Annotated in this window: 10 protein-coding genes; 7 read left to right on the plus strand and 3 right to left on the minus strand. The window is 74.8% G+C overall.

The window, feature by feature from the left end; all coding sequences use genetic code 11:
- Nucleotides 1-20 precede the first annotated feature (20 nt).
- Nucleotides 21-929, plus strand: coding sequence for a TIGR01777 family oxidoreductase (locus E4P41_RS12970; RefSeq protein WP_135141668.1), 909 nt, complete (start codon nucleotides 21-23; stop codon nucleotides 927-929).
- Between the two features lie 10 nt (nucleotides 930-939).
- On the opposite strand, the gene E4P41_RS23640 is transcribed toward E4P41_RS12970, so the two are convergent.
- Nucleotides 940-2541, minus strand: a complete 1602-nt coding sequence (locus E4P41_RS23640) for a serine/threonine-protein kinase (protein ID WP_135141669.1) — start codon at nucleotides 2539-2541, stop codon at nucleotides 940-942.
- A gap of 119 nt (nucleotides 2542-2660) precedes the next feature.
- Here E4P41_RS23640 and E4P41_RS12980 point away from each other — a divergent pair, with 119 nt between their 5' ends.
- Genes E4P41_RS12980 through lipB form a run of 3 tightly spaced genes read left to right on the plus strand, consistent with a single transcriptional unit; the run spans nucleotide 2661 to nucleotide 5311 of the window.
- Nucleotides 2661-3905 carry an NAD(P)/FAD-dependent oxidoreductase gene (locus tag E4P41_RS12980; RefSeq protein ID WP_135141670.1) on the plus strand — a complete coding sequence of 415 codons (1245 nt, stop codon included), beginning with the start codon at nucleotides 2661-2663 and terminating at the stop codon, nucleotides 3903-3905.
- A 2-nt stretch (nucleotides 3906-3907) separates the two neighbouring features.
- Nucleotides 3908-4642 (plus strand): peptidase E, encoded by a 735-nt coding sequence (locus E4P41_RS12985; protein WP_135141671.1) that lies wholly within the window; start codon nucleotides 3908-3910, stop codon nucleotides 4640-4642.
- A 21-nt stretch (nucleotides 4643-4663) separates the two neighbouring features.
- Nucleotides 4664-5311 (plus strand): lipoyl(octanoyl) transferase LipB, encoded by a 648-nt coding sequence (lipB, locus tag E4P41_RS12990; protein WP_135141672.1) that lies wholly within the window; start codon nucleotides 4664-4666, stop codon nucleotides 5309-5311.
- 155 nt (nucleotides 5312-5466) lie between these two features.
- Here lipB and leuS read toward each other — a convergent pair whose 3' ends face one another.
- Both leuS and E4P41_RS13000 read right to left on the minus strand, forming a co-directional pair.
- Complete coding sequence (gene leuS / locus E4P41_RS12995; protein ID WP_209307696.1) at nucleotides 5467-8373, minus strand: leucine--tRNA ligase; 2907 nt, start codon at nucleotides 8371-8373, stop codon at nucleotides 5467-5469.
- A 192-nt stretch (nucleotides 8374-8565) separates the two neighbouring features.
- Nucleotides 8566-9495: an LLM class F420-dependent oxidoreductase gene (locus E4P41_RS13000; RefSeq protein WP_135141673.1), complete on the minus strand. Its 930-nt coding sequence runs from the start codon at nucleotides 9493-9495 to the stop codon at nucleotides 8566-8568.
- Nucleotides 9496-9612: 117 nt separating this feature from the next.
- Between E4P41_RS13000 and E4P41_RS13005 the strand changes: the two genes are divergently transcribed.
- From E4P41_RS13005 to E4P41_RS13015, 3 genes are all read left to right on the plus strand, one after another.
- Nucleotides 9613-10842 carry a hypothetical protein gene (locus E4P41_RS13005; protein ID WP_135141674.1) on the plus strand — a complete coding sequence of 410 codons (1230 nt, stop codon included), beginning with the start codon at nucleotides 9613-9615 and terminating at the stop codon, nucleotides 10840-10842.
- A gap of 67 nt (nucleotides 10843-10909) precedes the next feature.
- Nucleotides 10910-11884 (plus strand): lipoyl synthase, encoded by a 975-nt coding sequence (lipA, locus tag E4P41_RS13010; RefSeq protein WP_209307697.1) that lies wholly within the window; start codon nucleotides 10910-10912, stop codon nucleotides 11882-11884.
- A gap of 210 nt (nucleotides 11885-12094) precedes the next feature.
- A complete protein-coding gene (locus E4P41_RS13015) occupies nucleotides 12095-12901 on the plus strand; it encodes a DUF4191 domain-containing protein (RefSeq protein ID WP_135141675.1) in 807 nt (268 codons plus the stop codon).
- The last annotated feature ends 265 nt before the right edge of the window (nucleotides 12902-13166 follow it).

Raw genomic sequence — 13166 nt, forward strand, 5'->3', positions numbered from 1 at the left:
CAGCTTCCGGAGGAGAGTCGTTGAGGGTCGCGGTCACCGGCTCCTCCGGACTGATCGGGTCCCGCCTGGTGACCGCCCTGCGGTCCGACGGGCACGAGGTGCTGCGGCTGGTCCGGCGGACGCCGCGGACGGCCGACGAGCACCGCTGGGATCCCCAGCACCGACGCATCGACCCGGCGCTGCTGGCCGACGTCGACGCCGTGGTCAACCTGGCCGGCACACCGATCCGGCCCCGCCCCTTCACCGCCGGCTACGAGCGGCAGCTGCGCTCCAGCCGGCTCGACAGCACGGTCACGGTGAGCGAGGCGCTGGCGGCGGCCGCCGCGGCCGACCCGGGACGCCGTCGTGTGCTCCTCTCGGCCTCGGCCGTCGGGTACTACGGCGACACCGGCGACCGGCCGGTGAAGGAGGACGCGCCGCCCGGCAGCGACTTCCTGGCCCGGATGTGCGCCGAGTGGGAGTCGGCGACCCGCGCCGCCGAGGACGCCGGCGTGCGAGTGGTGCGCCTGCGCACCGGCCTGGTCATCGGCCGCGACGCGATGCTGATGCGCATCCTCGGCCTGGTCTTCCGCGCCGGCCTCGGTGGCCGGATGGGGTCGGGGCGGCAGTACTGGCCGTGGATCAGCCTGGACGACGAGGTGGGGGCGATCCGCTTCCTGCTCACCGCTGACGTCTCCGGCCCCGTCAACCTCACCGGACCGGCCCCCGTGACCAACGCCGAGTTCGCGCGGCGCCTGGCCGCGGCGGTGCACCGTCCCGCCGTCCTGCCGGTGCCCGGACCCGTTCTGTCGCTGGCCCTCGGGGAGTTCGGCCGGTCCAGCGTGCTGGCCGGTCAGCGCGCCGTGCCGGCGGTGCTCGAGCGGGCCGGTTTCCGTTGGACCCACCCCGACCTGGACGACGCGTTCCGAGCCGCCCTGCAGCGCGGCTGACATCCGCGTCTCACGACATCCGCTCGGCCGACGCGATGCGCCACCCGTCGGTGGTCGCGGCGAGCGTCATCCGCACGTCCGCCTCGCCCCGCCCGCCGACCGACCGCAACGCCGGGCCGTCGGGGTCCGCCGCCGGCACGACCTCGTAGGCGGGCCAACGGTCGACCACCCGCAGGGTCACCCGCCCCTCCTGCGTCCCGCCGTCGGCCACGGCGGCGCGGACCACCACCGGGGCGAAGCCGCGGAGCTGCTCCCCCGCTGCGTCGAGGGCGGACACGGTGTCCCGGTCGGCCGTCAGCAGCGCGCTGTCGGGCGGGTACACGCCGTCGAGCAGCGCCACGGACCCGGTCGACAGGGCCTCGGCCCGGCGCTGGTACAGCTCGGCGAGCCGGGCCGTCCAGTCCTCCTCCTGGTCCGGCGGCACGCTGGTGGGGGGCGGCTGGGTGGCGGACGGGCTCGGGGCCCCGGACACCGTCCCCTCCGGCTGGGGCACGCGGGGCGCGCTGGCCGCGCGGTCGGCCACCCGGGCGGCCGGCTCGGCGACGGGCCCAGCCGGTCTCCCCCACCATCCGCCGAACCACACCGCCCCGGCCAGGACGGCGGCCGCGGCGACCAGCGCTCCGGCACGCCGCAGCACCGGGCCGGCCGCGACGATCCCGGCCCGCAGGCCCACCCGGCCCGGCTCGGCCTGCTCCGGGACCCGTCGGTGCCGGCCGGGAACCTGGTGGGTGAGCTCGGTGCGCGGACCCCGGCCGGTGCGGCACAGGTCCTCGTCGGGCACCCCCGCCCGCGGCAGCCGCACCGGCTCCGGGCGGCACGCGTGCCGCAGGTCCAGGGCGAAGGCCGCCGCCGACCCGCGGTCGTGCGGATCGGCCGACAGGCCACGACCGATGGTGGCCAGCAGGTCCGGTGGGGCGTCCGGGGCCAGCTCCGCGAGATCGGGCAGGGTGCCCTCCGCGGCGACCCGGAGTGTGTCGGCCGGTGTGGCGGCGTTCCAGGGGGCCACCCCGGTGAGCGCGTGGAAGGCCGCGGCGGCCACGCCGAAGACGTCGGACGCAGGCCCCGGGGCGCCACCGCGGGCAACCGTGGGGTCGACGTAAGCCGGGGCCACCTCCCCCGCGGCGTCCTCCCCGACGACCCGCGCCACGCCGAGATCGGTGAGCACCGGGCGCCCCTCGGCGGTGAAGACGACGTTGCCCGGCGAGAGGTCGCCGTGGACCACACCGCGTTCGTGGGCGTGCGCGAGGGCGGCGGCCACGGGAGCGAGGGCGGTGACCACCTCGCCGGGCCGCAGCCGGCCGCGGCGGGCCAGGAGCGCGGCCAGGCTGCCGCCGGCCAGCAGGTCGAGCACCAGGGCCACCCGAGGCTGCCCGCCCCGCCGCGGCTCGTGGACGACCTCGTGCAGGCGGACCAGGTGCGGATGGTCCAGCTCGCCCAGCAGGGCCGCCTCACGTGCCTGCCGCTCGGGGTCGCCGACGACCAGCAGCTTCACCGCCACCGGCGGACCGCCCGACCGCGGCACGGCCCGCCACACCTCGCCGGACCCCCCGCGGCCGAGCAGCTCCTCGAGCCGGTAACCGGGGACGACGGGGACGGGCGGGGACGTCGGCATGGCGGGCACCGTAAGCGGACCGCCGGCTTTCGCGCTGACGCCGTCCACAGGCCCCGTCCGCCTCCACAAATGCCGGCCCGGACGGATGCGGCGACGCCGGGCACCCTAGGTTCGGAGCCATGCCGCTGCCCGCCCGCGCCCAGGTCGTCGTCGTCGGGGCCGGGCTCGCCGGGCTGTCCGCGGCCGTCCGGCTGCACGCCGCCGGCTGCGACGTGCACGTCGCCGAGGCCACCGGGCACGCCGGTGGCCGGCTGGCCACCGAGCGGGTCGACGGCTTCGTCGTCGACCGCGGCTTCCAGGTGCTGAACACCGGCTATCCCCGCGCCGCCGACCTCGACCTGGCGGGGCTCGACCTCGGCTGGTTCTGGCCAGGGGCGGTGGTCCGGGTCGACGGCCGCGCGCACCGGGTGGTCGATCCACGGCGCCGGCCGTCGGCGGCGATCGACACGCTGCGCGCGCCCATCGGGTCGCCGCTGCGCAAGGCGGCCGTCGCCGCGTACTCCGCCCGGGCGGGCTACGCCCCGGTCGACCGGCTGCTGCGCGAACGCGAGACGAGCGCCGAGGAGCGGCTCCGGCGGGCCGGCGTGGACGAGGCGGCGCTGGAGCGCTTCTTCCGGCCCTTCCTCGCCGGGGTGCTGCTGGAGGACCGGCTGGAGACCTCCAGCCGGTACCTGGACCTGCTGTGGCGCAGCTTCGCGCGCGGGGCCATCGGCCTGCCCGCCGGGGGGATGCAGTCGGTGGGCGAACAGCTCGCGGCCCGGGTCGGCGTCGACCGGGTGCACCACGGCGTCCGGGTCACCGCCGTGAGCGGGGACGCGGTGGTCACCGAGGCCGGGCGCACCCGCGCGGACGCGGTCGTCGTGGCCACCGACCCGGATACCGCCACCACGCTGGTCCCCGGCCTCACCGCGTCAGCGCCCCGCCAGGTCACCACCCACCTGCACGTGCTGCCCGCGTCCCCGTCCGGGGAGCCACTGCTGGTCCTCGGCACGCCGGGCGGGCGCCTGGTCAACAGCGTCGTGCTGACCGACGCCCAGCCGGCCTACAGCCCCGACGGCCGGGCGCTGGTCGCCAGCTCCAGCCTGGCACCCACCCGGGAGGCCGACGTGCGCGCCGAGGTGGCCGCCCTGCACGACGTCGGCCCCGGCGACCTCGAGCACCTCACGTCGATCACCGTGCCGCGGGCCCAGCCGGCCGCCGTCCCGCCACTGCCCCTGCGCCGGCCGGTCGACCTGGGCGGCGGCCTCTACGTCGCCGGCGACCACCGCGACACCCCGTCCATCCAGGGCGCCATGGCCAGCGGGGCGCGAGCCGCCCGTGCCGTGCTACGCGCCGTGCGCCCCGCCCAGCGAGGAGCCGACTGACCGTGCCCGCCACCGCGCCGACCATCCTGGCCACCAGCATCGGCTTCGACTCCCGCCGTCGCGGCCCGTACGACTGGGCCCCGGGCCCGGTCTTCGACCTCGCGTTCGAGCTGGCGGGCGCGCCGCAGCGGCCGCGGCTGTGCTACCTGGGCACCGCCACCGGCGACGACCCGGTGCGGGTGGCCGGGGTCTACGGCGCCTTCGCCGGCAGCGGGGTGCAGGTCAGCCACCTGAGCCTCTTCCCGATGCCCACGGTGCCGGACGTGCGCGCGCACCTGCTGGCGCAGGACGTCGTCTGGGTCGGCGGCGGCAGCGTTGCGAACCTGCTCGCCGTGTGGCGGGTGCACGGCCTCGACGAGGTGTTCCGGGAGGTGTGGGAGGCCGGCGTCGTGCTGGGCGGGGTGTCGGCGGGGTCGCTGTGCTGGCACGCCGGCGGCACCACCGACTCCTACGGCCCGGACCTGCGCCCGGTCACCGATGGGCTGGCGCTGATCCCCACCTCGAACGGCGTCCACCACGACTCCGAGGAGCAGCGCCGCCCGCTCTACCATCGGCTCGTGGCCGAGGGCACGCTCCCGGGCGGCCACGCCACCGACGACGGCGTCGGGCTGGTGTACCGCGGCACCGAGCTGGTGGAGGCCGTGGCCGATCGGCCCGAGAAGGCCGCCTACCGGGTGGAGCCGGGCGCCGACGGCACCGCGGTGGAGTCCCGCATCGAGCCGCGCCGGCTGCGCTGACCGGGGGCATAGGCTCGGGGCGTGGACGAGCTGCAGGTGATCCGGGCGGGTCTGGTCCCCTACGAGGAAGCCTGGGCGTGGCAACGTGAGCTGCACGGCCTGCGGGTGGCCGGCACCGGCCCGGACACCCTGCTGTTGTTGGAGCACCCGCCGGTGTACACCGCGGGCAAGCGCACCGAGCCGCACGAACGCCCCTTGGACGGCACCCCGGTGATCGACGTCGACCGCGGCGGGAGGATCACCTGGCACGGTCCCGGACAACTCGTCGGCTACCCGATCATCGCGCTGCCCAGCCCCGTCGACGTCGTCGCCTACGTCCGGCGGCTGGAGGGCGCGCTGATCGAGGTCTGCGCCGGCTTCGGGGTGGACGCCGGGCGGGTCGAGGGTCGCAGCGGCGTCTGGCTGCCTGCCGACGCACCCGGCCCGGACAGCCGATGGCGCCCCGAGCGCAAGATCGCCGCGATCGGCATCCGGGTCGCGCGCGGCGTGACGATGCACGGCTTCGCGCTCAATTGCGACCCCGACCTCGGCGCGTTCGGCGCGATCGTCCCGTGCGGCATCGCCGACGCCGGCGTCACCTCGCTGTCGGCCGAACTCGGCCGCGACGTGACCATCGCGGAGGCTCTCGAGCCGGTCGAGAAGGCGATGCGCGCCGCCCTGACCGCCTGAGCGACATGTCGTGACGAGTGGGGGCCGAAGGCTCCCGCGAGGATCGACGACAGGGCTCAGCGCGACACGGGGGCGGCACCTGGCCGCGGTGTCGTCCGGTAGGACGACGGGGTCAGGCCCGCGGTGTCGTCCGGTGGGACGACGTGTCATCGCTCCTAACCGACGACGAAGTTGACCAGTCGGCCCGGGACGGCGACCACCCGGCGCACGGTCTTCCCGCCCAGGTGGCCGGCGACCTTGTCGTCGGCCCGGGCTGCGGCCTCCAGTGCGGCGGCGTCGGTGTCCGCCGGCACGGTGACCTGGGCCCGCACCTTGCCGTTGACCTGGACGGCGACCTGCACGGTGTCCTCCACCAGCCACTGCTCGTCGGCCTCCGGGAACGGCGCCCAGGCCAGGGAGTGCTCGTGCCCCAGCCGCGACCACAGCTCCTCGGCGATGTGCGGAGCCAGCGGCGCGACCATCAGCACCAGCGGCTCGGCCACCGACCTCGGCACCGGCCGGTCCGCGCCGTAGGCAGCGGTCAGGTGGTTGGTCAGCTCGGTGATCCGGGCGATCGCGATGTTGAACCGCAGCGTCGCCATCCCGTCCCGGACCCCGGCGATCGTCCGGTGCAGCGCCCGCAGCGTCTCCTCGGACGGCTCCAGACCGTCGGCCGCCCGCACCGCGCCGGTCTCCTCGTCGACGACCACCCGCCAGATGCGCTGCAGCAGCCGCTGCGAGCCGACGACGGCCTTGGTCTCCCACGGCCGCGACTGCTCCAGCGGCCCGGTCGACATCTCGTAGACCCGGAAGGTGTCGGCCCCGTACGCGCCGATCATCTCGTCCGGCGTCACCATGTTCTTCAGGCTCTTGCCGATCTTCCCGTACTCCCGGTTGACCGGACTGCCCTCGTAGAAGAACCGGCCGTCCTTCTCCTCCACCTCGGCGGCGGGCACGTAGAAGCCGCGCTCGTCGGTGTAGGCGTAGGCGGAGATGTAGCCCTGGTTGACCAGCCGGCGGAACGGCTCCTCGCTGCTGACGTAACCCAGGTCGAACAGCACCTTGTGCCAGAACCGGGCGTACAGCAGGTGCAGCACCGCGTGCTCCACGCCCCCGACGTAGAGATCCACGCCGCCGACGTCGCCGTCCTCGCGCGGGCCCAGCCAGTAGCGCTCCAGCTCCGGGTCGACCATCTGCGTGTCGTCGCCGGGGTCGAGATAGCGCAGGTAGTACCAGCACGACCCGGCCCAGTTGGGCATCGTGTTGGTCTCGCGCCGGTACTTCTTCGGACCGTCGCCCAGGTCCAGCTCGACGGTCGTCCAGTCCGTCGCCCGGGACAGCGGCGGCTCGGGCACCGAGTCGGCGTCGTCGTCGGCGAACGTCTTGGGCGAGTAGTCGTCGACCTCGGGCAGCAGCACCGGCAGCATCGAGTCCGGGACGGCGACCGGCAGGTCGTGCTCGTCGTACAGGACCGGGAACGGCTCGCCCCAGTAGCGCTGCCGGCTGAACAGCCAGTCGCGCAGCTTGTAGGTGGTGGTCGCCTCGCCGTGCCCGTGTGCCACCAGCCAGTCGGCGACGGTGGCGATCGCGGTGGCCTTGTCCAGTCCGTCCAGCGAGATCTCGTCGTTGGCGGAGTTGATCATCGGGCCGGCGCCGGTGTACGCGCCGCCGTCCCAGTCGGCCGGCGGCTGCACCGTACGGACGACGGGCAGCCCGAAGGCCTCGGCGAAATCCCAGTCGCGGGCGTCCTCGCCGGGCACCGCCATGATGGCGCCGGTGCCGTAGCCGGTCAGCACGTAGTCGGCGACGAACACCGGCAGCTCGCGGCCGTTGACCGGGTTGACCGCGGTGACGCCCAGCCAGACGCCGGTCTTCTCCCGTGCCTCGTTCTGCCGGTCGAGCTCCGACCGGCGCGACGCCTGCCGCTGGTAGGCCGCGACCGCCTCCCGCGGGGTCGCCGCTCCCCCGGTCCAGCGCGGGTCGGTCCCGTCCGGCCACACCTCGGCGGTCAGCGTCCCGACCAGCGGGTGCTCGGGGGCCAGCACCATGTAGGTGGCGCCGAACAGGGTGTCCGGGCGCGTGGTGAAGACCTCGATGGTCTCGTCGCCGCAGCCGAAGCCGATCCGTGCACCCGTGGAGCGGCCGATCCAGTTGCGCTGCATCAGTTTCAGCGAGTCCGACCAGTCCAGCCGGTCCAGGTCGGCCAGCAGCCGGTCGGCGTAGGCGGTGATCCGCATCATCCACTGGGTCAGCGGACGCCGGAACACCGGGAAGTTGCCGCGCTCGGACCGGCCGTCGGGCGTCACCTCCTCGTTGGAGAGCACCGTGCCCAGGCCCGGGCACCAGTTCACCGGCGCCTGGTGCAGGTAGGCCAGCCGGTGCGCGTCGACGACCTTCCGCTTCTCGACGTCGTCCAACGACACCCACGGGCGACCCGAGGGGTTGGTGCCGGCGGCCGGCTCCCGCGTGCCGGCGTCCAGCTCGGCGACCAGCTCCTCGATCCGCCGCGCCTTCCCCGCGGACTCGTCGAACCAGGAGCCGAAGATCTGCAGGAAGATCCACTGGGTCCACCTGTAGTAGCCCGGGTCGATCGTGGCGAAGCTGCGGCGGTCGTCGTGGTCGACGCCCAGCCGCCGCAGCTGCGCCTTGATGGCGGCGATGTTGGCCTCGGTCGTGATCCGGGGGTGCTGCCCGGTCTGGACGGCGTACTGCTCGGCGGGCAGGCCGAAGGCGTCGTAGCCCATGGGGTGCAGCACGTTGGCGCCGTCCATGCGGCGGAACCGGCTGGTGACGTCCGTGCCCAGGTAGCCCAGGGGGTGGCCGACGTGCAGGCCGGCGCCCGACGGGTACGGAAACATGTCCATCACGAAGTACTTGGGCCGATCGGCGACCCGCTCGAAGCCTTCGGAGAGGCGACCGGCCGGGTTCGGGGTGTGGAACGTCCCCTCGGCCTCCCAGCGGTCCTGCCACGCGAGCTCGATCCGCTGCGCCAGCGCCGGGGTGTACCGGTGCGGGGGGACGCCCTCGTCCGTGGCGGGGCCGGTCGCCTGCTCGACGCTCGGCTGGTCGGCCGTCTGGCTCATCGTCGGTGCTCCTGGGTCCTCGAGGTGCTCGTGCCGGTGGCGGACATCAAAAAACCCCTCACGCAGGAGGGGTCGCCGTGCTGCCTGGAGGTCTAGCGGTCAGCACGGCCGGGCAAGGAGAAGCCGCCTGGTCACGCCCTCGAGCCTACCGCGCGGCAGCCCCGCCCCGTGGCAGCCGCTGTACCCGCTGCGTCAGCCCAGCTGGGGCGCCACCTCGGCGGCGACCAGGTCCAGGTGGTCGAGGTCGGCCAGGTCCAGCACCTGCAGATACGCCCGGGCCGCCCCTGCCGCCTCGTAGCGGCCCAGGACGTCGACCACCTCGGCGGGGGTGCCGGCGGCACCGTTGGCCCGCAGGTCGTCGACGTCCCGCCCGATCGCCGCCGCGCGGCGCGCCAGCTCGGCCTCGTCGCGGCCGACGCAGAGCACCAGCGCGGAGCTGAACACCATGGACGCCGGGTCGCGGCCGGCGTCGTCACAGGCCGCGCGCACGCGGTCGAACAGCTCGGCGTTCTCCTCGACCGGGGAGAAGGGCACGTTGAACTCGGCGGCGTGGCGGGCCGCCAGGGCCGGCGTCCGCCGCTTCCCGCGGCCGCCGACGATGATCGGCACGCCGCCGGGCTGCACGGGCTTGGGCAGCGCCGGCGAGTCGCTGAGCCGGTAGTGCTGCCCAGCGTGGTCGAAGGTCTGCCCCACCGGCGTCGACCACAGCCCGCTGACCACCTCGAGCTGCTCCTCGTACCGGTCGAAGCGCTCGCCGAGCGAGGGGAACGGGATGCCGTAGGCGGTGTGCTCGGCCTCGTACCAGCCCGACCCGATGCCCAGCTCCACCCGCCCGCCGCTCATCTGGTCGACCTGCGCCACCGAGATCGCCAGCGGGCCGGGCAGCCGGAACGTGGCCGCCGACATCAGCGTGCCCAGCCGGATGCGGCTGGTCTCGCGAGCCAGCCCGCCCAGGGTCACCCAGGCGTCGGTCGGCCCGGGCAGGCCGTCGCCGCCCATCGTCAGGTAGTGGTCGGAGCGGAAGAAGGCGTCGAAGCCGGTCTCCTCGGTCCGCCGCGCGACGGCCAGCAGGTCGTCGTAGGTGGCGCCCTGCTGCGGTTCGGTGAAGATGCGTAGCTGCACCCGCCGACGCTATCCAGCGCGGTCCGGGACCGCCGTCCGGGCGTGGGTACTCGGGGTGTGCCGTCCGCGGCGAGCGGGCAGGATGGCCGCCGACACGATCAACCGGAGGTGCATCCCGTGTTCCGCAAGAAGACGCACGGCCAGATCATCGGCGAGGAGTTGCAGGAGGGCCTCGTCCACATCGGGACGGCGGTGGCGGAGGCCCGGCGGGCGGCGGCGGAACAGCTCGTACCGCGGGTGGAGGCCGCCCGTGAGGCGACCGGTCCAGCGCTGGACGCCGCGAAGGGTGCGGTCGTGCCCAAGGTGGCCGCCGCGGTCGCCGTGGCCGCGCCCGCCGTCGAGGCCGCCCGCGACGCGCTCAGCCCCCGCGTGGACGCCGCCCGCGACGCCCTCGGCCCGCGGATGGATGCCGCCCGCGACGCCCTCGGCCCCCGCTTCGAGGCGGCCCGTGACGCCGCCGCACCCCACGTCGCCTCGGCGCTGATCGCCGCCCAGACCGCGGCCACCCGCGCTGCCACCGACCTCGGCCCCCGGGTGGAGGCAGCGCGCGACGCGGCCCAGAAGAGCCTGGAGAAGGACGTCGTCCCCCGGCTCACCGCCGCCCAGGCCGCGACGCTGGCCTACGCCGCACCGAAGGTGCTCGCCGCCCGCGAGGCGGTCACGCCGGCGCTGGAGAACACCCGCGAGTCGCTGGCTGCGGGACTGCTCACCGCGCGCGACGAGCTCGAGCTGCGCCGCCTGGAGCTCACCGCCAGCACGGGCAAGGCCCGCAAGCAAGCGGTGAAGAAGCGCCGCGAGCTGGAGAAGAAGGCCGCGAAGAAGGCGGCCAAGGCCGGCAAGAACGTGAAGCGGAGGGCGAGGGTCGAGCCCGAGCCGCGGCGGTGGCCGTGGCTGATCGCCGTCCTCGGCATCGCCGCCGTCGTGGCGGTGGTGCTGCGCCGCCGCGGCGGCTCCGACGACCTGTGGACCCCCGCCGCCACGGGGGACGGCCCCGTGCCCAGCTACCGAGAGGACCCCGTGCCCAGTTCACCGAGCAACTCCGGCAAGACCGTCTCCTCCGCCCAGGCCTCGCCGGGCGACGCGACCCCGCCCGACACCGACCTCGGCGAGCAGCCCCAGCAGCTCGCCTACGGTGACGCCGAGAACGCCGCCACGCCGGGAACGGCGACGGGGCCGGCCACCGTCGACCCCACCCCGACCGCCGGTCCGGCAGGTGCCACCGAGGGGCTCGGTGGCGTCGACCCGACGACCGACGCCACCAACGACACCGACACCGCGCGCGGTGAGGCGGGCACCCCGCTGGCCGACCGCGGTCAGGAGCCCGAGGGCGGCGCCTCGCGCCGCTGAGTCCCGGGACGCACGGGGCCCCCGCCGCGGCGGGGGCCCCGTGCGTTCGGGAGTACCGTGGGCGATCATGAGTGAGACGGTGGCCCCGACCCCCTCCTCGGACACTCCGATGGCTCCCGGCGGCCGCAAGCTGCTGCGCCTGGAGGTCCGCAACAGTCAGGTCCCCATCGAGCGCAAGCCGGAGTGGATCAAGACCCGGCTCAAGACCGGCCCGGAGTACACCGAGCTGAAGTCCCTGGTCCGCCGCGAGGGTCTGCACACCGTCTGCGAAGAGGCCGGCTGTCCCAACATCTACGAGTGCTGGGAGGACCGCGAGGCCACCTTCCTCATCGGCGGGGACCAGTGCACCCGGCGGTGCGACTTCTGCCAGATCGACACCGGCAAGCCCGCCGCGTTCGACGCCGACGAGCCACGCCGCGTCGCCGAGAGCGTCGCGACCATGCAGCTGAAGTACGCCACCGTCACCGGCGTCGCCCGTGACGACCTGCCCGACGGCGGGGCCTGGCTCTACGCCGAGACCGTCCGGCAGATCCACGCCGCCGTCCCCGGCTGCGGGGTCGAGCTGCTCATCCCGGACTTCAACGCCGATCCCGACCAGCTCGCCGAGGTCTTCTCCTCCCGGCCCGAGGTGCTGGCCCACAACGTGGAGACCGTGCCCCGCATCTTCAAGCGGATCCGGCCCGGCTTCCGCTTCGAGCGCTCCCTGTCGGTGCTCACCGCCGCCCGCGAGGCCGGGCTGGTCACCAAGTCCAACCTCATCCTGGGCATGGGCGAAGAGCCGCACGAGGTCGTCGAGACGATGCAGGCGCTGCACGACGCCGGCTGCGACCTGCTCACCATCACCCAGTACCTGCGCCCCTCGCCGCGGCACCACCCCGTCGTCCGCTGGGTGAAGCCGGACGAGTTCGTCGGGTTCCAGCGGACGGCGGAGGAGATCGGCTTCCCCGGGGTGCTCGCCGGACCGCTCGTGCGCAGTTCCTACCGGGCCGGCCGGCTCTACCAGCAGGCCGCCGAGGCCCGCGGGCTGACCCGCTCGATCTGAGCGCCGCCGCGGCCGGTCCGCCGGAACCGACCGGCGGCCCTCCTGCAAGGTCCCGGCGCTGGCCCCGTCCAGGGCACCGCCCTGAGCTCGCGAAGGGCGGGGAGGACGGGGTCCTTCCTCGGTGGGGACCGGTCGGCGGCCTCCTGCAGGGTCCCGGCGCGAGCTTGCGAGCGTTGGGGGGCAGGAGGGTCCTTTCACTATCCTGTGGGTATGGCACGCAGCAGGCCCACCGACTCCCCCGCGCCTCCCGGCACCGGCAAGGCCGCCACCGGGCGCGGCCTCCGCGGTCGCCGGGGCGCGACGAAGGTCGGCAAGGACGGCCAGCCCAGGGTGGGCCGGCTGAAGAAGGCCGGCAACCAGGCCCGGATGATCAGGCAGGCCTACTCCCTGACCCGCAGGAACGACCCCAAGCTGCCCTGGGTCATGCTGATCGCCTTCGTGGTGGTCGCCGCGGTGGTCGAGCTGATCGGCATCCTGCTCAGCTCGCCGTTCCTCTTCCTGCCCGTCGCGATCCTCCTCGGCCTGCTGGCTGCACTGGTGGTCTTCGGCCGTCGCGCGCAGGGGTCGGCCTACCGGCAGGTCGAGGGCCAGCCGGGTGCCGCGGCCTGGGTGCTCGAGGGCATGCGCGGCGACTGGCAGATCGCCTCCGGCGTCGCCGGCACCACGCAGCTGGACGCCGTCCACCGCGTCCTCGGCCGCCCCGGCGTGATCCTGGTCGGCGAGGGGTCGCCCTCGCGGGTCCGCCCACTGCTGGCCCAGGAGAAGAAGCGCATCGCCCGGATCGCCGGCGACGCGCCTATCTACGACCTACTGGTCGGCGACGAGGAGGGCCAGGTGCCGCTGCGCAGGCTCAGCGCCCACGTGATGAAGCTGCCCCGCAACCTCTCCGGCGGCGAGCTCAATGCGCTGCGCAAGCGGGTCGCCGCCCTCGGCGGCACCCGCATGCCGGTGCCCGGTGGCCCGATGCCCGGCGGCCGGCAGATGACGGTCAGTCAGCGCCAGGTCCGCAGGAGGTAGTCGATGACACTGTCGGCCTACCGGCCGACACCGCGGCCAGGTGCCGTGCCGTCGACCGCTGAGCCGCTCCCCGTGTCTCGGTCGGGAGGTCCTCCGGACCCCCGCGACCGATTCACTCCAGCTCCGTGCCGTCCCCTACTGACAACGTGTTGAGAAAGCAATTAGGCGGCGCGTGCCGGTTGCCAGGGACGGCGGCCGGGTGCAGGCGCGAGTCGGCGGGCCATCAATCCGATCATGGCCCACTTGATCATCGCTTCGGAGTGCG

Origin of the sequence: Geodermatophilus sp. DF01-2 (assembly GCF_004571065.1) — a bacterium.
GTDB lineage: Bacteria > Actinomycetota > Actinomycetes > Mycobacteriales > Geodermatophilaceae > Geodermatophilus.

Coding starts and splice junctions, on each gene's coding strand:
- E4P41_RS23640 (WP_135141669.1), bottom strand. CDS start 2,541: ATGCCGACGTCCCCGCCCGTCCCCGTCGTCCCCGGTTACCGGCTCGAG.
- E4P41_RS12980 (WP_135141670.1), top strand. CDS start 2,661: ATGCCGCTGCCCGCCCGCGCCCAGGTCGTCGTCGTCGGGGCCGGGCTC.
- leuS (WP_209307696.1), bottom strand. CDS start 8,373: ATGAGCCAGACGGCCGACCAGCCGAGCGTCGAGCAGGCGACCGGCCCC.
- lipA (WP_209307697.1), top strand. CDS start 10,910: ATGAGTGAGACGGTGGCCCCGACCCCCTCCTCGGACACTCCGATGGCT.
- E4P41_RS13015 (WP_135141675.1), top strand. CDS start 12,095: ATGGCACGCAGCAGGCCCACCGACTCCCCCGCGCCTCCCGGCACCGGC.